Origin of the sequence: Pseudomonas sp. CFII64 (genome assembly GCF_000416235.1) — a bacterium.
In the GTDB taxonomy this organism is placed as follows: domain Bacteria; phylum Pseudomonadota; class Gammaproteobacteria; order Pseudomonadales; family Pseudomonadaceae; genus Aquipseudomonas.
The window spans coordinates 223,684-250,071 of the sequence record NZ_ATLO01000051.1; the positions used below are offsets into that span (position 1 = coordinate 223,684).

General features: G+C 57.7%; 23 protein-coding genes and 1 pseudogene. 11 read left to right on the top strand and 13 right to left on the bottom strand.

The window, feature by feature from the left end; genetic code table 11:
- Positions 1-16 precede the first annotated feature (16 nt).
- Positions 17-685 (bottom strand): RraA family protein, encoded by a 669-nt coding sequence (locus CFII64_RS26580; protein WP_020293968.1) that lies wholly within the window; start codon positions 683-685, stop codon positions 17-19.
- Between the two features lie 112 nt (positions 686-797).
- Here CFII64_RS26580 and CFII64_RS26585 point away from each other — a divergent pair, with 112 nt between their 5' ends.
- Positions 798-1,697 carry a LysR family transcriptional regulator gene (locus CFII64_RS26585; RefSeq protein WP_044901710.1) on the top strand — a complete coding sequence of 300 codons (900 nt, stop codon included), beginning with the start codon at positions 798-800 and terminating at the stop codon, positions 1,695-1,697.
- Between the two features lie 73 nt (positions 1,698-1,770).
- Here the strand turns inward: CFII64_RS26585 and CFII64_RS26590 are convergent, their stop codons facing one another.
- From CFII64_RS26590 to CFII64_RS26610, 5 genes are all read right to left on the bottom strand, one after another.
- Entirely contained in the window at positions 1,771-2,568 is a 798-nt protein-coding gene (locus CFII64_RS26590) for an HpcH/HpaI aldolase/citrate lyase family protein (protein WP_020293970.1), read from the bottom strand.
- 38 nt (positions 2,569-2,606) lie between these two features.
- Positions 2,607-3,410: a carbon-nitrogen hydrolase family protein gene (locus CFII64_RS26595; protein ID WP_020293971.1), complete on the bottom strand. Its 804-nt coding sequence runs from the start codon at positions 3,408-3,410 to the stop codon at positions 2,607-2,609.
- A gap of 81 nt (positions 3,411-3,491) precedes the next feature.
- A complete protein-coding gene (locus CFII64_RS26600; protein ID WP_020293972.1) occupies positions 3,492-4,490 on the bottom strand; it encodes a TRAP transporter substrate-binding protein in 999 nt (332 codons plus the stop codon).
- 24 nt (positions 4,491-4,514) lie between these two features.
- On the bottom strand, positions 4,515-5,798 hold the full coding sequence (locus CFII64_RS26605; RefSeq protein WP_020293973.1) for a TRAP transporter large permease subunit: 1,284 nt from the start codon (positions 5,796-5,798) through the stop codon (positions 4,515-4,517).
- Positions 5,798-6,304: a TRAP transporter small permease gene (locus CFII64_RS26610; protein ID WP_020293974.1), complete on the bottom strand. Its 507-nt coding sequence runs from the start codon at positions 6,302-6,304 to the stop codon at positions 5,798-5,800. Before CFII64_RS26610 ends, CFII64_RS26605 begins: the two co-directional genes overlap by 1 nt.
- 379 nt (positions 6,305-6,683) lie before the next feature.
- Between CFII64_RS26610 and kdgD the strand changes: the two genes are divergently transcribed.
- The 7 genes and pseudogenes from kdgD to CFII64_RS30650 all read left to right on the top strand — a co-directional run bounded on the left by kdgD (position 6,684) and on the right by CFII64_RS30650 (position 14,565).
- Positions 6,684-7,595 (top strand): 5-dehydro-4-deoxyglucarate dehydratase, encoded by a 912-nt coding sequence (gene kdgD, locus CFII64_RS26615; protein WP_020293975.1) that lies wholly within the window; start codon positions 6,684-6,686, stop codon positions 7,593-7,595.
- Positions 7,596-7,947: 352 nt separating this feature from the next.
- Positions 7,948-8,466, top strand: a complete 519-nt coding sequence (locus CFII64_RS26620; protein WP_020293976.1) for a sigma-70 family RNA polymerase sigma factor — start codon at positions 7,948-7,950, stop codon at positions 8,464-8,466.
- Complete coding sequence (locus tag CFII64_RS26625; RefSeq protein WP_020293977.1) at positions 8,463-9,389, top strand: DUF4880 domain-containing protein; 927 nt, start codon at positions 8,463-8,465, stop codon at positions 9,387-9,389. The genes CFII64_RS26620 and CFII64_RS26625 overlap by 4 nt, the downstream gene beginning before the upstream one ends.
- A gap of 65 nt (positions 9,390-9,454) precedes the next feature.
- On the top strand, positions 9,455-11,839 hold the full coding sequence (locus CFII64_RS26630) for a TonB-dependent siderophore receptor (protein WP_156883275.1): 2,385 nt from the start codon (positions 9,455-9,457) through the stop codon (positions 11,837-11,839).
- Between the two features lie 11 nt (positions 11,840-11,850).
- Entirely contained in the window at positions 11,851-12,687 is an 837-nt protein-coding gene (locus CFII64_RS26635) for an alpha/beta hydrolase (RefSeq protein ID WP_020293979.1), read from the top strand.
- 264 nt (positions 12,688-12,951) lie between these two features.
- Positions 12,952-13,707: pseudogene (locus CFII64_RS30645) on the top strand (MCP four helix bundle domain-containing protein); the annotation flags it as partial.
- A 132-nt stretch (positions 13,708-13,839) separates the two neighbouring features.
- On the top strand, positions 13,840-14,565 hold the full coding sequence (locus CFII64_RS30650; protein WP_371106475.1) for a methyl-accepting chemotaxis protein: 726 nt from the start codon (positions 13,840-13,842) through the stop codon (positions 14,563-14,565).
- A gap of 37 nt (positions 14,566-14,602) precedes the next feature.
- Here CFII64_RS30650 and CFII64_RS26645 read toward each other — a convergent pair whose 3' ends face one another.
- The 3 genes from CFII64_RS26645 to CFII64_RS26660 form a co-directional block, all read right to left on the bottom strand.
- Positions 14,603-15,745, bottom strand: coding sequence for a hybrid-cluster NAD(P)-dependent oxidoreductase (locus CFII64_RS26645; protein WP_020293981.1), 1,143 nt, complete (start codon positions 15,743-15,745; stop codon positions 14,603-14,605).
- A 9-nt stretch (positions 15,746-15,754) separates the two neighbouring features.
- Entirely contained in the window at positions 15,755-17,011 is a 1,257-nt protein-coding gene (locus tag CFII64_RS26650; RefSeq protein WP_044901711.1) for an SRPBCC family protein, read from the bottom strand.
- Positions 17,012-17,317: 306 nt separating this feature from the next.
- A complete protein-coding gene (locus CFII64_RS26660; RefSeq protein WP_044901737.1) occupies positions 17,318-18,238 on the bottom strand; it encodes a LysR substrate-binding domain-containing protein in 921 nt (306 codons plus the stop codon).
- Between the two features lie 115 nt (positions 18,239-18,353).
- On the opposite strand from CFII64_RS26660, the gene CFII64_RS26665 reads away from it, so the two are divergent.
- Together CFII64_RS26665 and CFII64_RS26670 are read left to right on the top strand one after the other, a co-directional pair.
- On the top strand, positions 18,354-19,061 hold the full coding sequence (locus CFII64_RS26665; RefSeq protein ID WP_020293984.1) for a TetR/AcrR family transcriptional regulator: 708 nt from the start codon (positions 18,354-18,356) through the stop codon (positions 19,059-19,061).
- On the top strand, positions 19,051-19,836 hold the full coding sequence (locus CFII64_RS26670; RefSeq protein WP_020293985.1) for a pyrroline-5-carboxylate reductase: 786 nt from the start codon (positions 19,051-19,053) through the stop codon (positions 19,834-19,836). The genes CFII64_RS26665 and CFII64_RS26670 overlap by 11 nt, the downstream gene beginning before the upstream one ends.
- A 54-nt stretch (positions 19,837-19,890) precedes the next feature.
- Here the strand turns inward: CFII64_RS26670 and CFII64_RS26675 are convergent, their stop codons facing one another.
- Positions 19,891-21,927 carry an NADH:flavin oxidoreductase gene (locus CFII64_RS26675; RefSeq protein WP_020293986.1) on the bottom strand — a complete coding sequence of 679 codons (2,037 nt, stop codon included), beginning with the start codon at positions 21,925-21,927 and terminating at the stop codon, positions 19,891-19,893.
- Between the two features lie 424 nt (positions 21,928-22,351).
- Between CFII64_RS26675 and CFII64_RS26680 the strand changes: the two genes are divergently transcribed.
- Positions 22,352-23,254 (top strand): glycine betaine ABC transporter substrate-binding protein, encoded by a 903-nt coding sequence (locus CFII64_RS26680; protein ID WP_020293987.1) that lies wholly within the window; start codon positions 22,352-22,354, stop codon positions 23,252-23,254.
- A gap of 88 nt (positions 23,255-23,342) precedes the next feature.
- Here the strand turns inward: CFII64_RS26680 and CFII64_RS26685 are convergent, their stop codons facing one another.
- Genes CFII64_RS26685 through CFII64_RS26695 form a run of 3 tightly spaced genes read right to left on the bottom strand, consistent with a single transcriptional unit; the run spans position 23,343 to position 26,337 of the window.
- Positions 23,343-24,098: an ABC transporter ATP-binding protein gene (locus CFII64_RS26685; RefSeq protein WP_020293988.1), complete on the bottom strand. Its 756-nt coding sequence runs from the start codon at positions 24,096-24,098 to the stop codon at positions 23,343-23,345.
- Positions 24,092-25,153 carry an iron ABC transporter permease gene (locus tag CFII64_RS26690; RefSeq protein WP_020293989.1) on the bottom strand — a complete coding sequence of 354 codons (1,062 nt, stop codon included), beginning with the start codon at positions 25,151-25,153 and terminating at the stop codon, positions 24,092-24,094. The genes CFII64_RS26685 and CFII64_RS26690 overlap by 7 nt, the downstream gene beginning before the upstream one ends.
- Positions 25,150-26,337 (bottom strand): ABC transporter substrate-binding protein, encoded by a 1,188-nt coding sequence (locus tag CFII64_RS26695; protein ID WP_020293990.1) that lies wholly within the window; start codon positions 26,335-26,337, stop codon positions 25,150-25,152. Before CFII64_RS26695 ends, CFII64_RS26690 begins: the two co-directional genes overlap by 4 nt.
- Between the last annotated feature and the right edge of the window lie 51 nt (positions 26,338-26,388).

Here is a 26,388-nt window from a genome sequence, read left to right on the forward strand (position 1 = left end):
GGTGTTGTTCACCTGTTCAGAGGTTCCCGATTGCAGCGTTGATGATCGATCTGGAACCCACGACATCCGGGAATTTCTCGCCGTTTGCCAGTCTTGCCAAGGTGATTTTTTCGTTCTCCTGAAACTCGATGGCGCGTCGGGCCAGCGTGATGACCTGGTCTGGCTTGATGATCACGATGCCGTTCTCATCGGCGACCACGGCATCACCGGGATGAACAACCACACCGCCGCATTGGACCGGCGTGCAAAACTCACCTTCATCGCCCTTGAGCCGGGTGGTGACGGCACTAGCGCCCCAGGACCATATGGGAACCCCATGCTGGCGCAATTCACCCAGGTCGGTGACGAACCCATCTATGACGATTCCGGCGATTCCAGCCTGTCTGGCTGCGTAGGCCATGGCCCCACCCATGGCCGCCGTGACGCGCTCACCGCAGCGATCCACGATCAGGAAATCGCCTGGCCTTGCGCAGCCCATCGCGTAATGCAGAATTCCCCCATCGGCTCCGGGCATTCTTACAGTGACTGCGGTTCCAGCGGTTCTAATGTCCTGGAAGTGCGCTTTTATCCGGGGACTTAAAATACCTTTAGTGGTGAAGTGGCCGATCGTTGCCGGCTCCGCTGCGAGAAGAATCGAAAGTTCTTCCCTGGCGATCTGTCGTGGTAGTTCTTCAATAATATACATGCTGGAATTTACTTGTTTTTGATGAATGTCTGATACAGTCCGTCCATCCTAACAAGCATGATTTTAATGCGATAATAAAAAACAACGAGTCAACGGCGGGACGATTTTTATCATGAGAATTACCCTGATGCAGATCGAGGCTTTCTATTGGACTGCCCGATTGGGCGGTGTCCATGCCGCCTCCCGACATCTTCATCTGACACAACCGGCAATTTCCTCTCGTATTCGCGAGATGGAGTCTTTGTTGAGTGTGAAACTTTTTGATCGCAGCAAGCAGCGCATGATCATCACCGCCGATGGCCTGATCGCCCTGCAACATGCGGAACTGGCGCTTGATAACAGCGTGAAGCTTGAACAGTTTGCCGCCAAGCAAAAGCAGAATCGCAGATTGCGCGTGGGTGCTGACGAATGTTCGGCAATGGTCGGGTTGACCGCAGTCATTGCCGAGATCAAGGCGCATTATCCGGAAATCACCCTTGAAATCACCATTGATGTGGGGGCGGTGCTGAACCAGAAGCTCAATGATCATGAGCTTGACCTGGCGCTGCTGACCAATCCGATGACGCGCGACGATGTCACTGACGTCTTTTTAGGATGGATGACCTTTCAGTGGGTCGCCGCCGCACAATTGGAAATCGAAGGTGGGGAATTTCTTCCAGAACACGCTTGCGCCCATCCCATCGTGACGCATTCTGCGCCCTCGACGTTGTACTCAGTCGTTGAACGGTGGCTGAAAGAGGGCGGGAGTGTGTCCGAGGCGTTCCACTCCAGTAATTCCCTGGCGTTCATCGCGAAAATGATCTCCGCCGGATACGCTATCGGGATTCTTCCGGTTCCGTTGATTCGGGATATGTTGGCCGTTGATTTATTGAAGGTGTTGCCCTGCAATCCACCTATTGAACCGGCCAGGTTCTGTGTGTCTTATGTAACGGAAAGGCCTGATGTTCAGCTCGATGAATTGGTCGCACTTACTCAGGCGACACTGTTGCGTCAAAACTTTTTGGTCAGCTAATGTTTCGGGATACTGATTGTTAAAGCCGAATCAAGTTGTTGATTCGGCTTTTTGTTGTTAATGAAGCATTTCTTTATTCCTGAAGTGTCTTCTGAATGTCCGAGATCTGTTGTCCCGCCTGGTTCAGCCATGACAGATCACTGCCCATCAATAACATGTCGCAACCCATCTCCATGAGGCGCCGGGCGGTTTCGGTGTCTGCGGGAAAGCAGGGCACCATGACCTGAATCGAGCGGCCATGACATTTCTCGATCAGCAACGCCAGACGCTCCTGCACTTCGGGATTGCCAAGGCGATAGTCGACCGGCAATTGACGTGACAGCGAGTAATCCGCCGGGCCGAAGTGCACCGCATCAATACCTTCGACGTCGAGAATTTCATCGATGTCGTCGAAGAACTCGTAGCTCTCGGCCATGGGTACGATGACGCTACGAGCGTTTTCCGTTTGCGTGTAACTGGCCCAGTCAAATCCGGGACCTGCGTAATTCGCCGAGCGAACCGAGCTGTCACCGCCGCGACGCCCGAATGGTGGGAATTTGCTGTAGCGGATGATTTCCCGCATTTGTGTGGCGCTGTGGACTTGGGGAACGATGACCCCGCAAGCGCCCATTTCCAGGGCTTTACGGATGTCCCATTCGAGTGTTCCGCGAACGCGCACCAGGCTATGGATAGAGGCAAGGTTGGCCGCCAGAATCAGTTTTTCCATGTCTTTGTCGACGCCAAGAGCGGTGTGTTCGGCATCAACGAAAACAAAATCCAGACCCCAGTTGCCAGCCACTTCGATGGCCATGCAGGACGTACTGTAGATGTTCATCCCGAATGTCGGGCCTTGAGCCATTCGATCTTTCAGTGACGTGATCTTCTTGTGCATTGCGAGTACCTGAGAATGCGTTGGCAGTGTCTGTGGCGTCAGAGGCGATAGGTCTCTGGCAGACGGTCGCGGAAGGGGTGAATCTCGAATACGCCCGGGTCGCGTATCAACGACTTGTTACGCGCCTTGTCCAGGTCGATGTCGACGCTGAACACGCCATCCTCTTGTCCTGCGCGGATCAGGGTCCTGCCGGAAGGCTCGATGATGTGGCTCATGCCGATGAACTGCATGCCGCCGTCCAGGTCGTTACGATTCGGGGCCACGAAATAGACGATGTTTTCGGCCGCGCGCACGGTACTGAACACGTCCGGCAGCAGGCGCGCCTGCTCGGGCCAGGCCGCAGGCAGGATAACGATGTCAGCGCCCTCCAGCGCCAGGGTGCGAATGACTTCGGGGAAGCGGATTTCATAGCAGATTGCCAGGCCGATACGGCCGATTTCAGTGTCGAATACTGGCGCCGTCCAGTCAGCAGGGCGATCAGTGAAGCGGTCACCGATCATGAACGGCAGATGACGCTTGCGATGCAAGCCTATGATCCCTTTGGGGCCAATCAGTGCTGCCGTATTGAAGATCGACTCGGCGTATTTTTCATAGAAGCCGACGACGATGTGAATGTCGGTTTCAGCCGTCGCCGTGAGCAACGGGTCGAGTGCGTCGAGACTGATGGCACCTTTTTCCAGTTCTTCGCGGCTGTCGAAGGAGCCTCCGGTCAACAGGCATTCGGCAAATGCGATCAGACGCGATCCTTGTTCTGCAGCTTGACGCGACAGTTCGGCAACTTTGTCGATGGTTTGCAGCGGATTCCCAGCGACCGGGTGGATCTGTGCGACGGAAATTTTCATGGCGTTGCTTCCTCTTGATTGTTTGAAAGTCGTGCACTGAATGGCACGGTCAGCGCAGGGCTAATCTTGTTTTCAGCGCCGTTATTGCGGCTGGTAATCCATGGCCTTGTAGACTTTGCTCACCAGTTCGGGATTGATCTGCGCAGCATATTTTTCGATCACTGGACGGACCTTTTGCTGAATACGCGCGAGCTCTTCGGGGGCGAGTTCGTTGACTTGCATGCCGGAACTGCGCAGTTCGGCAATCGTCGTGCTGTCGGCCTGGCGAGAAATCTCGCGTTGCTCAAGGCGCACTTCCATGGCGACCTCGGTCAGCAGGGCCTTCTCGTCGTCATTCAATGTGTCCCAGAAGGGTTTGCTGATCAGGACAATCTGCGGGTTGTAATTGTGCTCAGTCAGGCTGAGGTATTTCTGAACTTCATTGAACCGTGAGGCGAGGATCAGCGCGGCCGGATTTTCCTGGCCGTCCACGGTGTGGGTTTCGAGTGCGGTGTGAACTTCAGTGAAGGGCAGGGGTGTGGGATTGGCTCCGAGTGCGGTCCACGCGTCCAGGAACAAGGGCGATTGTTGCGCGCGAATCTTCAGGCCAGCGATGTCTTCCATCTTCTGCACTGGCCGGACGTTGTTGGTCAGGTTGCGTACGCCCAATTCCCAGAATGCCAGGCCGACCAGGTTCTTGGCCGGTAACTGGTCGATCAGCATCTTGCCCACTTCGCCATCCAGCATGGCGTCGACCTTGGCCATATCGTTGTAGATAAAAGGGAAATCGAGAATGCCGAAGTCGGTCACATGATTGAGCATCAGGCCGGCGTTCCAGGTCATCATCTCCACCACGTTGCCCTGCAATGAGGAGAGCACCTGTACGTCGCCACCCAGCACTCCATTGGGAAAGGTTCGGACCTTGATCTTGCCGCCACTGCGCTCATTGACCTTCTTTGCGAATATCTCCATACCGATTGCCGGTGGCGTTCCTTTCGGGCTGGTCGCGGCAAACTTGATCGTGCGAGCGTTGTACTCGGCGGCGAAGCTCAAACTACTGGCCAGCAGCAGGGCAGCAAGAACGGTTAGTTGTTTGGTCATGGTTTTTCCTTTTTGTCAGTTGTTTTAGTGGGCGAACCATTGCGCTGGAACCGTTACCAGGTCGGGGAATATCACCAGGAGGAAGAGCACGATGACTTCGGCGATCAGGAACGGGACGGTGCCTTTGAGCAGCGCTTCGTAGCGCATGTTGCCGATGCCACAGACGACGTTGAGCACCGTGCCCACGGGCGGCGTAATCAGGCCGATGGAGCAATTGATCATGAACAGCACGCCGAAGTAGATCGGGTCGATGTTCGCGGCGGTCACTACCGGTACGAGGATCGGTGCCAGCAGCAGAACCGTCGGTGTCAGGTCCATCACCATGGAGATCACCAGAATCAACAGCATCAACACCACAATCAGCAGTTTCGGGTTGTCCATGAAGGGCTGAATGAGTTCGATGATCTGTCCCGGGATGTCCGCGATGGTGATCATCCAGGCCGGGATCGAGGCTGCGGCGACCAGAAACATGACAGCTGCGGTGGTCTTTCCTGCGCGCAGCAGTAGCTCGCTGAACGACTTCAGGCTGAGTTCGCGGTAGATCAGCGATGACACCAGCAGCGCATAAACGCTCGCCACGGCGCCCGCCTCGGTCGGTGTCACTACGCCGAAGCGCAGGCCGGCCACGATGATCACGGGCAACAATAGCGCCCAGGTGCTGTCGGCCAATGCCTTGAGACGTTCCTTGCCAGAGGCTTTCGGACTCAGTTCGACGTCGTTGTCACGACGGGATACCAGCCACCAGGCAATGACCAGCGCAACGGCAATCATCAGGCCCGGGGCGATACCCGCCAGGAACAATTTGGTGATCGACAACCCGGAGGCGACCCCCAGAACGACAAAGCCGATGCTGGGCGGGATGATCGAACCAAGCACCGAGACCGAGGCGATCAGGCCCCCGGATCGGTTGCGGTTGTAACCTGCGATGACCATCATCGGTAGCAACAGCGCCGTCAGCGACGCCGCGTCGGCCAGCGCCGAGCCCGACAGGCTGGAAAGCAGCACCCCGGCGAAGATGGTGACGTAACCCAAGCCGCCGCGCATATGGCCGACCAGAGAAATGGCCAGGTTGATAATGCGTTTGGACAGGCCGCCGCTGTTCATGACCTCACCGGCGATGATGAACAAAGGAATGGCCAGCAACGGAAAGCTGCCCGCCGAGTTGATGATGTTCTGCGCGATGATCTGGCCGTCGAACACCCCGAGCAGCCACATCAGAGCTACGCCGCAGAGGATCAGTGCATAGGCGATGGGTGCGCCTATGAGCAAGGCGGCCATCAGCACGCCGACAAACACGCCCAGGGCCATTATTTGAGCACCCCGTGTGCGGTTGCGGACAGTGGCACGCCAACCGGTGTGGCCAGATGTTTGACCAATTGAACGCAAAGCAGAATGCTGCTCAAGACGCAGAACACCAACCCGGCACCGTAGAACAATCCCATGGAAACTCCGGTGGAAGGAGCGCCCACGTGCAGGTTGATCAGTGTCTGTTTCCAGCTGCCCTGGAGAAACAGCGAGGTTGTGAACAGCATCAACAGATAGGTCAACGTCAATAAATGTTTGGCTGTTCTGGGCGAGACGCGGCTGGTCAGGATATCGACGCCGATATGGCCTTTTTCATGAAGCATGAGCTGGGAGCCGGCGAAGACCAGCCAGACGAATGCCAGTCTGGAAATCTCTTCAGTGAAAAACAAGCCGGAATTGAAGCCGTAGCGCAACACAACGTTGGTGAAAATCAGCGCAGTGATACACACCAGGCACGCGATAACCACTATCTTTAGCACCAGAAAATAGAGTTTCAGGAGTTCTTTCATGGCGCTTGCACCAAGTTGATTGTGTGGGGGCTACGCAACTGAGATCGCGCGAGGCGAGAGTTGCTAATCCTGTGAGAACGCGATGCAAAACAATGCAAGCGGAGCATAAGCAATTACCTTTTATTATTAGTTGTAAGTCGTCGTATGACCTGTGCAGAGTCTTTCTTTCCGCGCAAGTTATGTCAATCGCAATAACGGCATTGACTGAGTCAATATTCTTATTAGTCCGATAAGGGAAAGTAATCATCAGTGATGAGCAGGCTGCTCAAGTTTGCAGTTGTTTGTTTTTAAACAAACAACAAGGTTGTTTTATTTGTTGTTATATGATGTCGTATGACTTCAATTGCTTTCTCAATGACAATAAAACAGGTGATAAAAAATGACTCCATCTGAGCTGCAATCCGTTCTTTCCTCGGGGCTTCTTTCGTTCCCGCTGACTGATTTCGACAGCCACGGTGAATTCAATGCCTCCGGGTATGCGCGACGTTTGGAGTGGTTGGCTCCGTATGGCACCAGTGCGCTTTTCGCGGCGGGTGGAACCGGGGAGTTCTTTTCCCTGGCGGCTGACGAATACAGTGCGGTCATCAAGACTGCGGTCGATACCTGCGCCAGCAGCATGCCGATCCTGGCGGGGGTGGGCGGGTCCACACGTCAGGCGATTCAATATGCGCAAGAGGCCGAGCGCTTGGGCGCCAAAGGGTTGTTGCTGCTCCCACATTATCTGACCGAGGCGAGTCAGGAGGGTGTGGCTGCACATGTCGAAGCCGTGTGCAAATCCGTCAAGATCGGCGTGGTTGTCTACAACCGCAACGTGTGCCGTCTTACCGCGCCGCTTCTGGAAAGACTGGCTGATCGTTGCCCGAACCTGATCGGCTACAAGGATGGTTTGGGCGATGTCGAACTGATGGTCTCGATCCGTCGCCGCCTCGGCGATCGTTTTTCGTACCTGGGTGGTTTGCCGACTGCTGAGGTTTACGCCGCCGCCTACAAAGCGCTCGGAGTTCCGGTTTACTCTTCGGCGGTATTTAACTTCGTACCCAGACTGGCGATGGACTTCTATCACGCGATTGCCAGGGAAGATCATATTGCCGTTGGTAAAATGATCGACGACTTCTTTCTGCCCTATCTGGACATTCGTAACCGCAAGGCGGGTTACGCGGTAAGTATCGTCAAGGCCGGGGCAAGAATTGTCGGTCATGACGCAGGTCCCGTGCGCACTCCGCTTACCGAACTGTCGTCAGAAGAGTACGAGCAACTCGCTGCGCTTATCGAAAAGCAAGGCGGACAATAACAACCCGCGTTTATGTCACTCAAACATCGGCAATGCTGAGTTAGCCAGGCAACACCCCGCAAGTGCAACGCGCTTGCGGGGTGCTTGTTGTGGAAATGCGCTATCTAAACCGGGACGATGCGCACAGGAAAGTCTCCAGCCAACTGCGCAACCTTCGCAGCAGCGTTGTCATTCAGTTTCCTCAGCCAGGCAAACGCCAACTTGACGCTGTTGCCTCCTAGCACAAAGCTTGGGTGAATAGTCGAACGGCACATTAGAAAAGGTTGTAATGGTAACGATTCGCGTTTAAGGTGCGCGCGTCCGCCATGTGCATCTCATGGCGTTTTCTGTGTTTGTCTGCCTGAGGCGTTCCATGTCGCTCCATGAAACGGATTCGATCGTTTCTCTCGATATTTTGTATGGCACGCATCGCGGCTGGCTGCAGGGCTGGTTGCGACGCTCGGTGGGGTGCTCGCAGCAGGCGGCGGATCTGGTCCAGGACACTTTTTTGCGTTTGCTGGTGCGCGGCCAGCCGGTCAGCGCTCATGCCCCGCGTGCGCTGTTGGTGCGTATCGCCCGTGGTCTGGTGATCGACCACTGGCGTCGCGACGCCTTGGAACGCGCCTATCTTGAGGCACTGGCGCAGTTGCCCGAGGCCAGCCATCCATCACCTGAGGTCCGTCATGAGGCGCTGCAATGCCTGGAGCGCATCGCGCGGTTGCTTGACGGCCTCAAGCCGGCGGTGCGCGAAGCATTTCTCCTGTATCAGCTGGGTGACCTGAGCCATGCCCAGGTGGCTCAGACGCTGGGCGTTTCCAGTCGTACCGTTGAGCGGCATGTGGCGAGCTCCCTGATGCATTGCTATCGACTGTGCTTTGAGGCGCCGCAGTGAGTGCAGCTGCCGAGCGCCTGCCGGAGGAAATCGTCCGCACGGCCATCGCGTGGCAGATGCGCTTGCGCGCCAACGCCAGCAGCGCCGAGTTGCACGAGCAGTTGCGCGACTGGCGGCGCCACGACGCCCGACATGAGCTGGCATGGCAACGCTTGCAGCAAATGGGCGGGTTGTTCCAGGCCAGTCAGTTGCCGGATGCCGCTCAATCCATTCCGCTGCTACGGCGGGCCGAAGCTGATTTAAGTCGTCGCCGCACACTTAAATTGCTCGGCCTCGGTTTGGTTGCGGGCGGTGCAACGCTGTTGGTTACGACAGCGCCGCCCGCCTGGCGCAGCGACTTTGCCACGACCACGGGCGAACGTCGCCGGATCGTGTTGGGCGGTGCCGAGCTGACGCTTAATACCGGCAGTGCAGTGGATGTACGAGGGCGCGAGTGGCTGCTGCGCAGTGGCGAGGTGCTGGTGGACGGTGCCGACTGGCATGTGCGCTGCCGTTTCGCTGAGTGTGAGGGCAGACAGGCGAGGGCAGTGCTGCGTGAGCGTGATGGCTATAGCGAAATCTACGTCGAGCGCGGCGAGGTGTTGATTTCCACCTCTTTTGGGCAGCGCCGTCTGCAAGCGGGCAACGGGCTAGGCATCTACGCAACGCAGATGACGGTGTTGGGCAAAGGGCCGCTTGACCCTTTCGCCTGGACCCGGGGCCTGTTGCTGGTCAACGATATTCGCCTGGTCGATTTCCTCGCCGAGGCGGGCCGTTATCGCCAAGGCTGGTTGGGCTGCGATAACACGGTCGCCGAGTTGCGTCTGTCCGGGGTTTTCCGTCTCGATGAACCGGACATCATGCTGCGCAACCTTACTCATCTGCTGCCGGTACACATCGTCGAACGTACCCGCTGGTGGGTGCGCATCATGCCCTTGGCATAAAAAAAGTTGTCGGACTTTTGCGCGTCGTCCGGTTAGGGATGATCACTTCCTGAATGGATACCGTCATGTTCCTTGCCAGACTGCCTCTGCGTGCCATCGCCCCGTTCCCATCCCGTTCTCTGCCAAGGGCCGTTTGCCTGGCGTTGGCCTTGCTCGGGGGCGCGGCGAGCCTGCCGGTTCAAGCGGCATCGTCGAACACCGGGCAGGCAACGGCTCCGAGCATTCCTGCCGGGTCGTTGCAGCAAGCGCTCAGCACCTTCGCCGAGCGCGCCGGTATTACCTTGTCCTACTCCCCGGAAACGGTGCGCGGTTTGAGCAGTCCTGGCCTGTCGGGCGGCGTTTCGCTGGACGAGGGGCTGGCGAAGCTGCTTGCCGGGAGCGGCCTGGTCGCGCAAAAAACCTCGTCCGGCTATGTGGTGCTGCCGGGCAAGACCGACGCCAGCTTGCAACTTGAGCCCACCAACATCGATGCCGCAACGGTGCAGAGTGCGTTCGCGCCAGTCGAGGGTTATTTCGCCAGCAATGCCAGCAGCGCCACCAAGAGCGACAAGCCGATCCTGGAAACCGCGCAGAGCATCAGTGTGGTCACGGCCGAGCAGATCGCTGATCGCAAGGTCGACCGGGTCGAAGATGCCGTGGCGTACAGCGCGGGCGTGCGGGTCGGCAGCTCCGGGCTGGACCCGCGCTTCGACATGATCAGCATCCGGGGTTTCGAAACCACCATCGGCGCCGACTTTCTCGATGGCCTGCGCCAGCCGGGCAGTGGCTGGCTGTCCTTGTACTCCACCGAGGCCTACAACCTGGAGCGCATTGAAGTGCTCAAGGGGCCAGCCTCGGTGCTCTACGGGCAGATCAGCCCCGGAGGCATGGTCAATCGGGTTAGCAAGCGTCCGAGCCTGCTGGCGAAAAATGAAGTGCAGGTGCAGTCCGGCAACTACAACCACCAACAGGCGCAGTTCGATGTGGGCGGGCGTCTTGATGAAGCCGGGGATGTGTTGTTCCGGACGGTTGGCGTATATCGCGATGCAGAGAACTATATCGAACAGCTGAACAACGACACCCGTCTGCTGGCGCCTTCGCTGAGCTGGCAGATCGACCCCGACACCCGCCTGACCGTGCTGGCGCAGTATCAGGAACGTGAGACTGCTGCTTCGCCGATGCTGTATCAGGACGGCGATCATCTCTCCAATTTCTGGCAGGGCGACGAGTACTTCGACAAGCTCGAACAACGCCAGTGGACGCTGGGTTATGAGTTCGAACATGCGTTCAACGATACCTTCAGCGTGCAGCAGAACCTGCGTTACGGTCAGGTGGATACCACCAACCAGTACCTGCAGCCCAGCGATGCCGGCGATGGCCATACCCTCAACCGCTCGGCGATTGGGGTCTACGAAGACATGTCATCGCTGTCCACCGATACCCGTCTGGTGAGCCGCTTCGCCACCGGAAATCTGCAACACACGCTGGTCACCGGCATGGACTATGCGTGGATCGACACATCGCTGTTGTATGCCATGGGCGACGCGCCCTCCATCGATCGTTACGCGCCGAACTATCACCAGCCGGTTGATCGGCCCACGACTTCCCTGGCTGATGAAGACGGGCTGGAGCATCGTAGCGGCCTGTATTTGCAGGATCAGATCGAACTCAACCAATGGCGCCTGTCGGCCGGGCTGCGCCGTGACTGGGTCAAGGTACGTCGCTCCAACCACCTGAGTGGCGACAACAGCAACACCAGTGATTCAGCGACCACTGGCCAGGTCGGCGTGCTTTACCTGTTCGACAATGGCCTGGCGCCTTACGTCAGCTATGCGACATCGTTCCGGCCCGAAAGTGGGATCAACTCCAGTGGCGAACCCTACAAACCGACCAAGGGCGAGCAGTACGAAGTGGGCCTCAAGTATCAGCCGCCGGGCACCAGCACGATGCTGACCGGTTCGCTCTATCACCTGACGCAAACCAATGTGCGTACTCGTGATCTGGCCAATCCCCTCAACAGCATACAAACCGGCGAACAGGTATCCCGTGGCCTGGAGCTGGAGGCGGTTTCCGATCTGAGTGATCGCCTGCGCATGACAGCCAGCTACAGCTTCAACGATCCTGAAGTCACCCGCAGCAACGACGGCAATGAAGGTAAGGCACCGATGAACGTGCCGCGTCATCTGGCCTCGCTCTGGCTCAATTACCGCCTGCCCATGGGCCTTGGGCTGTCCGGCGGCGCGCGCTACACCGGCAGTAACTACGGCAATGCCGCCAATACGGTGAAGAACGAGGACTACACCCTGATCGATGCCGGCGTGCATTACGACTTTGGTGGCGCAATGGACGGTGTACGTCTGGCTCTGAATGGTCGCAACCTGTCCGACAAACGCTACATCAATTGCCAGGAAGGCTATTGCTACCGGGGTGAGGCGCGCAGTGTCGTCACCAGCTTGAGCTATCGCTGGTAAGGAGAGAGACGATGATTCGCACTTTATTCATGTGGTTGGGCGCCATGCTGCTTGGCGCGTCGGTCGCCCACGCAGAACCGGTGACCCTGGACGGTACCGAGCAGTGGACGATGCAAAGCGCGCAGGGTCGTGAATATCGCATCATGATCAGCCTGCCTGAGGGTGATGTGCCTTACACCGGCGGTTATCCGGTGATCTACCTGCTTGACGGCAACGCCTATTTCCCGGCCTTCCATGCGGCCAAACGCGCGCAGAAACGACTGCGGGGTTCGATTCTGGTGGCAATCGGTTACCCGAGCGACACGCCGCTGGACTTCGTGCGTCGGGCGTTCGACTTGTCACCGCCTGCGCCACCTGCGCGTAACGACCCGCCGCAAGGTGGGCAAGATCTGTTCCTGGACTTCATTGAAAAGCGCCTGATGCCGAAGGTGGCCGAGCATTTCAAGGTCGATCAGGATCAGCGCAGTCTGGTGGGACATTCCTTTGGTGGCATGTTCGGTGTCTATACGCTGTTCACCCGGCCGACCTTGTTCCAGCATGTGGTCGCGGTGAGCCCGAGTCTGTGGTGGCAGGATCGTTACCTGCTGGAGCCCGAGCGTGCATTCAACAAACGCGCGTATGCCGGGCAGTTGAACCTGACTCACAGCAGCCTGACGCTATTGATGGGCGAGCGCGACCTGGTCCAGGCCATCCAGGATGCCCGCGCCTTGCAAGAGCGGCTTCAGGATTTGTCGCAATATGGGCTGCGCAGCGACTTCCAGATCGAACCGGGCGAGGATCACATGTCGGTGCCGTTTCGTGTGCCCACGCGGGTGCTCGATGAGTTGATCAGCGCCCGGCGTTTCTGACTGGCCGCTAATACCTGCTTACCATCGAATCGCATGATTCGATGGGGAGGTCCAAGCGACGGCAATGTCTGGAATAACCGCGTTCTTCGGCGAACTGGATACCTTGCCGTCGACAGAGCGGCTGTACCGCACGTCATAAAAATCTTTACGGCATTTATCGCACTCAAGTAACGGCTTGCAACAGTCGATAACCCCTTCGAGCACAGCAATCCGTGGCTGGTTTTCGCCCAGCTGACGACGCACAGGTCAAAGGGAAATCACCGGATGTCGATAAAATTACGCTTGATTTTGCTGATTGGCACCAGCTTGCTTACCGCCGTGATCGTCAGTCTGGTCAGTTATCTGGGCAACCTCCAGATGCGTGATGCAGTCAATGACAATGAAGTCAGTATGACCGCGCTGCGCAATCACCTCGAAGCGGACATGATGCACGATGCGCTGCGCGGCGATGTGTTCTCGGCGATGCTGGTGGGGCTGGGGAAAAGCACCAGCACCAAGGATGAGGTGCGTAGCTCCATTGCGGAGCACGCGGAACACTTTCGTCAGATGCTCGGTGACAACCTCAAGCTGCCGGTCAACGACACCATCAAGTCAGCCTTGAGCAAAATACAGCCAAGCCTCGACACCTACATCAGTGCCGGCGAGCGCATCGTCGGGCTGGCGCTCAATGATCCGAACGCTGCGCAGCTGGAACTTGCCACGTTCAATAAAGCTTTCAGTCAACTGGAAGACGAGTTGGCCGCCCTCAGTGAGTTGATCGAAACCGACACTAAGCTGACCGGCGAAGGCACCCAGCAAACCATCAGTAATGCCAACATGACCCTCGGTGGCGTGTTGCTCGCCAGCCTGCTGTTGCTGTTGATTCAGGGGCGCTGGGTGATTCGCAGCATCATGGGCCCGCTGCAATCGGCCAGCCGGATTGCCGACAGCATTGCCCATGGCAATCTGAGCGAATCTATCGTCGAGCCGGTACAACGGGACGAAGCCAGCATGCTGATTCGCAGTCTGGCGACCATGCAGCGTGATCTGCGCGGCATGATCGAAGTGGTTCGCAGCAATGCCCAGGGCGTGAGTGGCATGAGCCAGCAATTGAGCAGTGGTTGCCATCAGGTGACCGGCAGCAGCCAACAGCAGAGCGTGGCGGCCAGCACCATGGCCGCTGCAGCCAGCGAAATGACCGCCAGCATTGAGGAGATCACCCAGCACGCCGAGCGGGCATTGACGATGGCCAACCAGGCCGAGGAACTGGCCAAGAATGGCGGCCGGGTGATCCATCAGGTGGTCAACGACATGGACGGTATTGCTCGCTCCACGCAGCAATCCTCACAGGTGATCCGCACCCTGGACAAGGAGTCCGAGGGGATTTTCAGCATCATTCAGGTAATCAAGGGCATTGCTGACCAAACCAACCTTCTCGCGCTGAACGCGGCCATCGAGGCCGCTCGCGCCGGTGAGCAAGGGCGTGGTTTTGCGGTGGTTGCCGACGAGGTGCGCAGCCTGGCTGGAAGAACCAGCGCCTCCACTCAGGAAATCGCCAGCATGGTTTCGCGCATCCAGCAAAGTACCCGAGAGGCTGTCACCAACATGGAAACGAGCGTTGCGCAGGTCGACAAAGGCATGGCCGTGACCGCCGATGTCGAGCGCGCCATCCGCGAAATCCTCGACGCCACTCTGAAGACGACTCAGCTGGTCAATGACATCACCCGAACCATCGGCGAGCAAAGCCTGGCCAGCAATGAAATCGCCCATCAAGTGGAAATGATTGCCAATATGTCCGAAGACAACAGCCGGGTCATTGGCCAGACGGCGGCGACCACCGATGAACTGTCCGCGCTGGCGGGCAAGCTCTCGCAATCGGTTGATCGGTTTCGTCTCTGATGGGTTGGCGGGGTGCCGTTCTCGGACGGCGCCAGGCTCACAAATCGAGAACCAGATCCGACGTCGGTTTGCTGCAACAGAGCAGCCGCAGCCCCTTGTCAATTTCACGCTGGCGGATACCGCCGTTGTGATTCATTTCCACCGTGCCTTGCAGGATTGCCGTCTTGCAAGTGCCACACACGCCTTGGCTACAGGAGGAGGGGACGATCGCTCCGGCTTTTTTGGCCGCCGTAAGCACCGTCTGGTTGCTCGACATGCTGAAGGTTTTACCTGAACGGGACAGCGTGACGGTAAACAGACCTTCCTGTTGATCAAGGACGCTCGCCTGCTCGATAAGCGGCTCTTTGTTGAGCACCGCGATATCGAAACTTTCCTGATGGTAATGCTGGAAATCAAAGCCGCCCTGTTCGAGCAGCGATTTGATCGCATTCATGTAGCCTTGCGGTCCGCAGGTGAAGACTTCTCGCTCCTTGAAATCCGGCACCCGTTCGCTGAGCAGAGCCAGATCCAGGCGGCCAATCGGGCCGGCCCAATCCGGATCGGCGCCGCGTCCTTCGCAGATATTCAGGAGGCGCAAGCCAGGCATGCGGGCCTGCATCCGGCTGAGTTCGTCATGGAAAATAATATCGATTGGCGTCCGCGCGCTGTGCACGAAGACGATGTCCAGGCCGGCCGCCAGATCGAAACTCGCCCGAGTCATGGACATCAGCGGCGTTACGCCGGAACCCGCCGACAGATAAAGCAGCTTCGCCGCTGGACGGCCGACCGGCGTGAAGCTGCCAGCCGGGCCGGAAGCGAGCAGCGTATCGCCAGCGCGCAAATTGTCGTGCAGCCAGTTTGAGACCATGCCGCCGGGAACGCGCTTGACCGTGATCGAAAACGCGAACGGGCGCGTAGGTGAGGATGACACCGTGTAACAGCGCGATACGCTTTGCCCCGAGATCACCGGCGATACCGTGATGAACTGCCCCGGCTCAAAACTTAGCGCACTGAAATCCGCACAGCGAAAGATGAAAGTTTTTACGTCGTGGGTTTTGTCGTGGACAGCGCAGCATTGCAGCGACTTTTGTTCGCCGCTGTTCCACTGGGCGCCATAAGCGCTCCAGGTATCAGGATCGGTGAAGAGTGCCTGTGCGGATCTGCTACTCGCGAGGGGCGGCGGTTTGGCAAAGAGGGTCATGGTCATTCCTTACACGCCATGTGCGGCAAGCCTTGCGGCGTACCAGCGAGAAAACTGATCAACGTAGGATTCGGTGAATGTCGAGAAGGGTCCGGGTGTGTAGCCGGGATCCTGCGTACCGCTGTGAGTGATCGCCACAAGGTCGGCGTCCTGCTGATTGGTCGCTTTCCACACCTCGATCAGCTTGTCCAACTCGTAATCCATACCCTCTCTGGCGTCTGCATTCACCAGCCATTTGGTCCGCACCAGAGTCTTGTCCGGCGCAAGGGGAATGATGTACGAAATAACCGCGTGATCACTCATCACATGCGTCCACGAGTTATGGGTCCACAGATGCACGTCGCCCAGATCCCGGCGGACAAGGTCACCAAAAAGGCGTGTGCATGCCACCCGTGTATCCAGGGTTTGCGACTCGCCATTGCCGGCGATAGCCAGCCGCTGCGTGCGAAATTGAGTTACTGCGTCTACGTCCAGGTGCTCAACCGCATCGCAGACAAAGCCATCATTTTCCCAATTACGTTTTGCAGCACTGTTGCGTTCGTAATATTCATCCAGTGCCTGGAGTGATTCTTCGCTAAGCCCATCGGTGCAGAAACCGAAATCTTCCGGCAGGAAAGACGCCGTAAGTTCCGGATGTGTTGCGGAACAGTGATAGCACTCGCGATTGTTTTCGATAACCAGTTTCCAGTTGCCGTTTTCGATGATTTCCGCTTCATGGGCAATCTTTGAATGCGTCATGTTGTACGGAGCGAATCGAGGAACCATTGTTTGTTCCAGATGGGCGATATCTTCCGGCGGATGTTCACCCAGACAAACGAATACATGTGTGCCGACCACTTTGGTATGCACCGGCATCAAACTCTTACAGGTCGGATCGAAATCCTTGCCCATGTGAGCAGCGTGTTTGAGGCTGCCATCGAGATCGTAGGTCCATTGGTGATAAGGGCACACCAGCATGCCCACGGTCGATTTGCCTGCCGACTTCAACCGCGCGCCCCGGTGGCGGCAGACATTGCGAAAAGCCTGTACCTGCTCATCGTCGTCGCGTACGAGGATGATCGAAGACTTGCCAATGTCCACGGTCGAAACATCCCCAGGCTCGGGAATGTCAGCCGTGACGCCAACCAGAATCCAGTGTTTAGTGAAAAAGATATCGACGTCCGTTTCGAAGATATCCGAGCGACCAAATAACGCGCCCTGCATACCATGTCCCGGTGGGCGTGCGGCAACAAGTTCTCGTTGGGACTTCACGGCAATAGTTGTCATTATTAACCTCATGGACGCGATATGAGTATCTAAATGGCAGTCATGAATAATGCTGCTGTCTTTTTAAACGGGCCCGCGATAACGTTGCGATAGCACTAATCAACGTTTGCGCGGTGGATAAACAGCAGCTTGAAGGTTTGATAAAGACAGTCGCCCCGGTATTCTATGGCCGGATCGCGAGGTATTTCGAAAGGGGTTGTTTCATGGCTCATCTTGGCGGCTCGTTGTTGTTTTATCTGGAGTCTCTGCCTGTTGGCGATATTTATATATCCGCGCATTGCTGACAAACGATTTTATGTCACTGGCTCATGAGTTTTTATCATTAATGACCCCGGCTTGTTGCATCAGCCATTCTCGAAATCTGCCCACGACATGTTGGTTGCCGCTACGATCGGCACGCTCCAGAAGGCAGAACTGCGCGTCGGTCTGCAGCACATCAACGACGGGCTTGACCAGGTTACCAGTCTCCAAATGGTTGCCAAGCAGATGCGACCAGGCCAACGCGATACCCTGGCCGGTCAGCGCGGATTGAATCAGCATCGAATAGTTGTTGATGTTCACTCGATGACGAGGTGCGCGAGCCTGGTAGCCCAGCCGGTCAAACCATTCTGGCCAACCGATCCAGTCGCTTTGGGAGTCGTCCATCCATAACCAGGTTGCCGCCCCGAACTGATCGATGTCGCGGATATGCGGATTGCGTTCCAGATAGTCTTTGCTGCAAACCGGAAAGACTTCCTCTGAAAACAGTGGCGTCACGATCATGCGCGCGGGTGGGGTGCGGCAGTAATACAGGGCAAGGTCGCAATCGAGGCGCGAGTAATCCTTGGCCCGGTCATAGGCAACGATCCGAAGGTCGATATCCTCGTTGAGGCGTTGAAAGTCGCCGACTTTTGGCAGCAGCCAGAATGAGGCCATGGCCGAGCTGGTCATGACCGTGATTTGCCGGCGACTTTGCCAGCGGCGGATCTCTTCGGTGGCCTTGGCAACCTCGCGCAGCATGGGATCGACAGTCTTGTAATAGCGGTTACCAACCGGACTCAGGCTGACTTCTCGAGTGTTGCGTTCGAACAGGCTTTCCCCAAGGTAGTCCTCCAGCAGCCGTATCTGCCGACTGATTGCGCCTTGTGTGACGTTCAGTTCCTTCGCGGCGCCGGTGAAGCTCAAATGGCGCGCGGCTGCTTCGAAAGCTACCAGGCTATTGAGAGGCGGCAACGGCTGGATTTTCATCATGCTTGGTCTCAAGGCGGCGAGGCTAGGGGAAGTCAATCAAATGTACTCAGGTGTACATTCAAAGGTCATCGGAGTACATTTAAATTACACGTTTTTGAATAAGGCTGCTCACATGTCCCAGTTAGGGAAGGCACGTGGCAAGGCACAGGATACCGGGTGGCGCGGGTCGCCGGAGGGATGGCTTGAAGCCGCCTATGATGCGCTGAAAGAGTCGGGCATCGATGCCGTTCGGGTCATGCCGCTGGCCAAGCGTCTCGGTTTGTCACGAACCAGCTTCTATTGGTTCTTTGAGGATCGCGAGCAATTGTTGGCGGCCTTGCTGACGCGCTGGCGCGATACCAATACCGGTGGGCTGATCCGCCAGTGCGAAAGCTATGCAGAAAGCATTTCCGAAGCAATCCTGAATGTCTTCGAATGCTGGCTCAATCCACAGCTATTCGATTCACAATTCGAGTTTGCGGTGCGCAGCTGGGCGCTGCAATCAAATGAAGTTGCCGCAGAAGTCGCAACCATCGACGAGCAACGCATGAACGCATTGGCGAGCATGTTCAAGCGTTTCGGCTACGACAGCCAGGGCGCTGACGCACGGGCTCGCACGATTTATCTGACGCAAATCGGCTATATCACCATGAACACCAATGAGCTGATTACCGTACGCTTCCAGCGCATCCCTCATTACGTGAGCATTTTCACCGGCAAGGTACCCAAGCAGCGCGAGCTGGACCGATTCTTCGGCAAATTCGGTTATGCCGAAAAGGAACCCGGGATCTTCGTGCCGTTGACAGACACTTTCGAAGAGGCGGCGGCCGATGACCAATGAGACGCTGGGCATCATCGGCGGAACGGGCTGGCTGGGCGGATCAATCGCCAAGGCCGTACTCGCAAAGGGACTGTTTGCGGCTGGCAAGCTGGTCATTTCGAACCGATCAGGTGTTCACCCGTTGGCTCATCAGGGCGCCCGTCTGGTTACCGACAATCAGGAGCTGGTGGACCGCAGCGATCTGGTGATCATTGCAGTGCGCCCTGAACATTTCGCCGACCTGAATATCAACGCAGTGGGCAAAGTGGTCATCTCTTTGATGGCCGGAATTACCGCGCAAACTATTGCCTTGCAGACATCGGCTTCGGCAGTCGTGCGGGCGATGCCCAATGCGGCGGTGGAAATCGAGCAGTCCTTTACGCCCTGGTGTTGTTTTGGGGCGATGGAAGCATCGAAGAAAAACCTCGTACAGCGCCTGTTCGAATGCGTCGGCACGGCGGCCGAGGTTCAGGAGGAGGGTTTCATTGATTACCTTTCGGCGCTCTCCGGCACGGGGCCTGCCTTTCCTGCTTTGCTGATGATGGCACTGAGCAACCAGGCTATGGCTGCCGGCATCCCCGCTGATATAGCGCAGTTGGCGGCAAAAAATGTCGTGGTCAATAGCAGCCAGCTGCTGACCGGTCGTGATCCTCAGGAAATGATTGATGCCTTGGTGGCTTACCGAGGTGTGACGGCCGCCGCTTTGCAAACGATGACTGTTGGTGGTTTTGAAACGCTGATCGGCGGGGCGTTGCAAGCTGGGGCAGCGATGGCCCGCAAAGGGCTTCAATCCTGATCAACCCGGCCTGAGCAGGAGAATGCCCCTGACCGTTAAGTCAGGGGCATTCCGTCAGAGGTCTTTCACCAGTCGCAAAGCATCGTAGATGGCGGCATGGGTATTGCGCGCCGAGACCGCATCGCCGATCCGGAACAGCTGGAAGCGGCCTTCGGGGTTGGTCACGATATTCTGAACATTCCCGGCAATCAGATCCTGCTGCTCGACGGCACCGCCGTTGCGTGAAAGGGCGCGCAGATCGAAGTACAAATCGTCCAGCGGAAGGGTACCGTGGTTGATCACCACCTGATCGACCACGCGCTGCTTGTGTACCTGGCCATAATCGCTGCCAAAACTGGCTAACAATTTACCGTCCCGTTTCTCCACGGATTCGACCCGATAGGTCACCGTAAACGTCACGTCCAGGTCTTGCAGGCTGCGCATGTACGGCACCAGGTTCATCGCCATGACTTCCGGTGCGAACGACCGATCAGGTGTGACGATTTCCAGCGTTGCGCCACTGTTGGCGATGACTTCCGCAGCCTGCAGCGCCGCATGGTCGCCAGCGTCGTCGAAGATCAGCACATTCTTGCCGGGTTTGACGTCGCCGGAAATGATGTCCCAGGTGGACACCACCAGTTCATTGCCCTGTTTCAGCACCTCGGTGTCCGGCATGCCGCCGGTGGCGACAATCACTACGTCTGGCTCTTCAGCCAACACCGTGTCGGCTTCGGCCCAAGTGTTGAAGTGGAAGCGCACGCCGAGGCGTTCGCATTGCGCCATGCGCCAATCGATGATGCTGATCATCTCGCGACGCCGCTCGCTGAGAGAGGTCAGGCGAATCTGCCCGCCAGGCTGGTCAGCGGCTTCGAATACCGTGACGTCGTGGCCGCGTTCACCGGCTACCCGGGCTGCTTCCAGGCCCGCCGGGCCGGTTCCGATCACGACCACCTTGCGTCTGGCCGGGGCTTTGGGGATTTCGTGGGGCATGGTGGTTTCGCGGCCGGTCGCCGCATTGTGGATGCAATACGCCGCGCCGCCTTGATAGATACGATCCAGGCAATAGTTTGCCCCGACACAAGGGCGGATCTCTTCTTCACGCTTTTCGATGATCTTGCGCACAATGTGCGGATCGGTCATGTGCGCGCGGGTCATGCCCACCATGTCGATTTTGCCGGAGGCGATGGCATGCCGAGCGGTGGCGACGTCGGGAATCTTGGCCGCGTGGAACGTCGGGAACCCGGTCGCCGCGCGAATTTCACCGGCGAAATCCAGGTGCGGAGAGTTGCGCATGCCCTGAATGGGGATCACATCGGTCAAACCGGCATCGGTGTCGATGTGCCCGCGCACCACGTTGAGAAAATCAACCAGGCCGCTGTCCTTGAGCATGTGCGAAATAGCGAGGCCTTCCTGCACCCCAAAGCCGCCAGCCAGATCTTCATCGCCGGTGTAACGCACCCCCAGCAGAAAATCCTCACCGCATTGCTTGCGGATGCCGCGCAGGATGTCGAAGGTGAAGCGCATCCGATTTTCCAGGGAACCGCCGTAAGGGCCATCGAGGTCGTTGGTCAGCGGTGACCAGAACTGATCCATCAAATGCCCGTAGGCCTGAAGCTCGAGACCGTCCAGACCCGCAGCTTTCATGCGCTCGGCGGCATCGACATAGTCCTTGATGATCCGATCGATATCCCACTCTTCCATCTTCTTGGGAAAGGAGCGGTGGGACGCTTCGCGGCGGTGCGACGGCGAAACCACCGGCAGCCAGTCGGCTTTGTCCCAGCGAGTGCGTCGACCCAGGTGAGTCAGCTGAATCATCACGGCCGCGCCGTGTTCGTGGCACTCGTCCGTCAGGTCCTTCAGCCAGCCGACCACTTCGTCCTTGTAAGCCAGGATGTTGTTGAACACCGGCGGACTGTCGCGTGACACCGCGGCGGAACCGGCGGTCATGGTCAATGCCACACCCGCCTTGGCGCGCTCGACGTGATAAGCCCGATAAAGCTCTTTGGGCATGCCGTCGACCGGGTAAGCCGGTTCATGGGAGGTGGTCATGATGCGATTTCTGAGCGTCAGGTTTTTGATTTTATAGGGTTGCAGCAAGGGATCGCTGGACATGTGGTGCGCTCCTGGAACAGAACATCAGGCTTGGTTTTGACATAACGGTATGTCGAATGTACGTATGTGTCAACGAGTCAGACACACATGTACATTTTGCTTGCGTCAGCAAAAATCCAGGCTTAATATCCAGCAAACAGGGGCTGATCTGGCTCTTTCGAGCAAAAAGGCGTTGTGAGGGGAGGTGATCGATGTGACGTGGATTAACGCGCGTCACTCATCGGTCAGACACGCAACGTCAGATCGCGCTTGCGAGCGAAGGAGGGACGAACCACCGGAATGGACAGTGCTTTCGCATAACAATAATTCATCCAGTTTTAACTGAATGCCCCTTGTGATCGCGATGTCACTTTGCGCTCATGAGATAACTTGATTCATCTGCTGCCCTGCCAATAACTATTCATACAGTACGCGGAGATGCACCATGATTACGTTATCCAGTAAAACGCTTGTTGGCTGGTTCGCCGGCCTCGCCATGACCTCTTGCAGCCTGCTTGCTCAGGCTGCCGACCCGGCGCCTATCCGTATTGGTTGGGTGAACTGGTCTGACACGGAAATCGCGGTAAAACTGGCCAATGCCGCTTTGGAAGATCACCTCAAACAACCCGTCAAACTGGTTCTGGCGGACATTGGTATTCAGTTTCAGGCGGTGGCCAACGGCAATATCGACCTGATCCCGATGGTCTGGTTGCCGAGTACCCATAAGGCGTTCTACGACAAATACCGCGACAAGCTTGAAGACCTCGGCGTGCTGTATGAAGGCCGGATCGGCATGGCAGTGCCGACTTCCATTCCTGTCAGCGAAATTGCCAGTATCGAAGACCTCAACAAGCCAGCGGTGCGGGAAAAGCTCGGTGGCAAGATCCTGACTTCCGAAGTGGGTAACGGCCAATACAAGCTGACGGAAAAGGCCATCAAGGACTACAACCTCGACGGCTATAAAATGGTGGCCTCTTCAGAGTCTGGGATGCTGAGCGAACTGGATCGTAATCTGAAACGTGACAAATGGTCGTTGATCAACGCCTGGAGCCCGCACTGGATGTTCTCCAAGTGGCCGCTGCGTTATCTGGATGACCCGAAGCATGTTTTCGGTGGCGCCGAGCAAATCCACGCGGTTGCCCGCAAAGGCTTCAGTGCCGAGCACCCCGACGTCGCGCGGTTCTTCGCCAACTTCAAGATTCCCCAGGCTGATCTTGAGACGCTGATGGCTGCCGCACGTGACAGCTCTTCAGACAAGGTCGTTGCAGAATACTACGCGGCCAACAAGCCTCGCTTTGCCGCTATGTTTGGCGCTCAGACTGCAGCTGCAACCGCAGTTCAGCCATGATTGCCGCTGCACGGTAGCCATTTTCATACGCTGTCTTTCACGGAGGGTGAAGGGCAGCGGCTGAATTTCCAAGTCCCGCACGTTGATATCAGACGATATCGTCAATAAGGATATGGTGCTGGCCACGGCTGCAGCGCTCTATCCGCGCCTCGACCTTGTAGACCTCGCGAAGCATCGATTCGGTAATCACTTCGTTGCTCGGGCCGCTGCCCTGAGTGGTGCCATCGGCAATGATCAGCACCTGATCGGCAAAGCGCAGCGCCTGATTCAGGTCATGGATAGCGATGAAGACTATGACCTGGCGCTTGCGGGCCAGGGCCCTCATGAAGTTCAACACCTGAACCTGCCGATGCATGTCGAGGGCGCTGGTGGGTTCGTCCATCAACAGGATTTCCGGCTCGCGCACCAGCGTCTGCGCGATGGAAACCAACTGTTGCTGCCCGCCGCTGAGCTCACCCAGGTTGCGGAAAGACAGTTCGGTGATCCCCAGCGCGGCGAGAATTTCGTCTACCAGCTTCAGCTCTTCATCATGCACGACCCAGCCCGGAGTCAGCTGTTTGCGGGCCAGCAGCACTGATTCGTAGACCGTCAAGCGGGCGCTGGCATTCAGGCCCTGAGGCATATAACTGATGCCCGCCAGCCCCTTTTTCGAATCCAGCAAAACCACCTGTCCGGGGCCTTCGATCAATCCCGCCATCCGTTTGAACAAGGTGGACTTGCCCGCCGCGTTGGGGCCGACCACCGCCACCACCTGACCGCCGAAAAAAGTCGTGGTGGTGACACCGGTAATGACCGTGCGCTGGCCGTAGCGAGCGCCGAGGTTCTCCAGCTGGAGGGTCACCATGAGTTTTTCTTCCCGCCGAGAATCAGAGATATGAAAAAGGGCACGCCAATCAGCGAGGTGACCACGCCGATGGGGAAAATGGCCCCGGGGATCAGGGTTTTGCTGACCACCGAACTGGCGGACAGGATCAACGCGCCCGTCAGCAAGGACGCCGGCAGAAAGAACCGTTGGTCTTCGCCGATCAGCATCCGCGCAATGTGCGGGCCCACCAGCCCGATAAAGCCGATGGTGCCGACGAAGGCCACCGGGAACGAGGCAAGCAGGCTGACCATGATCAATGTTTGAAAACGCAGGCTGCGCACGTTGATGCCGAAGCTGGCGGCCTTGTCATCGCCCAGGCGCAGGGCGGTCAGGGCCCAGGCGCGCTTGGCGAAGATTGGCACGGTGATCAGAATCACCAGGCAGATCACCCCGAGTTTGGGCCAGGTGGCTTTGGTCAGGCTGCCCATGGTCCAGAACACCACGGCCGCCACGGCCTGCTCGGTGGCAAAAAACTGCACCAGCGCCAGCAACGCATTGAAGGTGAACACCAGGGCAATGCCGAGCAGCACGATGGTTTCGGCGGTGACACCTCGGCGCATGCTCAGGAAGTGGATCAGCAACGCCGAGAGCATGGCCATGATGAAGGCGTTCACCGGCACCATGTACTGCGCCGCCAGCGGGAACAGTGCCACGCCAAACGCCAGGCCCATGGCCGCGCCGAAACTGGCCGCAGCGGAGATGCCCAGGGTGAACGGGCTGGCCAGCGGATTATTGAGGATCGTCTGCATCTGCGCGCCGGCCAGCGACAACGCCGCGCCAACCGCCACAGCCATCAGCGCTACCGGCAGACGGATGTCCCACATCACCACCCGGACTTGCGCCGAAGCGCTGTCCGGCGAAAACAGGGCGCCCAACACTTCGGTGAGGCTGTAGTTCGCCGGCCCAAGGGCCAGATCCAGCAGCACACTGCCTAGCAACAGCACCACGAGCCCACCCAGAATCAGACGTTTACGCAGCACCAGGTGACGATAGGTTTCCCGTTGAACTACCAATGCTCCGTCCAATGCGCTCATGGTTTGAGCTCCGGTTCAGGCAGGCTGACGAAGTAGCCCGGTTCGTAGGGCACAGGTAGAAACCGCTCATGCAATTCACGAAATGCGGCATCCGGATCCAGCTCGGCAAACAGCGTCGGGTGAAACCATTTCGCCAATTGCTGGATGGCGACGAACTGATACGGGCTGTTATAGAACTGATGCCAGATCGCATGAAAAGCCTGATTATCCTGAGCTTTGATGCCCGCATAAGCAGGCCGCTGGGTGTACCACGCCAGTTTGTGTCTGGCTTGGGTCATGTCCGCGCCGGGGCCGACACCGATCCAGCGACCACCCGGCGCAAAGGCTTCCCAGTTGGCGCTGGTGACAACGACGTGGTCAGGATTGGCGACAATGACTTGCTCGGGGTTCAACTGGCCGAAGGTGGTGGGAATGATGTGTTTGGCGATGTTGTTGCCACCGGCCATTTCCACGAACAGGCCAAAATTCTCGTTGCCGAAACTCAGGCAGCAATCATCGGTGTAGCCGCCAATACGCTCGATGAACACGTTGGGGCGAGCAGGGCGCTGCGCTTCGATGACATCGGTAACACGCCGGATTTGCTGGTTGCGAAAATCAATGAACGCCTCGGCTCGCGCCTGCTTGCCGAACAGCTGGCCGAACAGACGCATGGTCGGCTCGGTGTTCTGCATCGGGTTATTGCGAAAGTCGACGTAAACCACCGGGATTCCCAAAGCGTCCAGCTTCTCGATGTAGCGCGCGTCTTCCGTGGCGTGCCGGGCTTCGATATTGAGGATGATCACGTCCGGCCGTTGGGAGATCGCCTGCTCAATGTCGAAGGTGCCGTCTTCAAATCCGCCAAAGGTCGGGATTTTGGCGATAGCGGGAAATTTGCGCAGGTAGGCGCCGTAGGTGTCTGGATCGGACTGGATCAAGTCCTTGCGCCAGCCGACGATGCGCTCGATGGGGTTTTCCGTATCCAGCGCCGCGACCAGATACAACTGGCGACCCTCACCGAGGATGACGCGCCTGACCGGAAGGTGGACCTTGACCTTGCGCCCGAGCAGATCGGTCACTGTGCTTAGCGCCGGATCCTGCGCGGCGGCAAGCGCACTGCGCGGCGCCACGGAAAGCAACGACAAGCCCAGCAATCCCGCGAACAGCAGCGCAGCGAGCGTTTGACTGCGACGAAAAACGGTAACCATGGTGTATGCCTTTGCAGAAGCCAGGCCGGACCCCGGCGCATAACGCCGCCC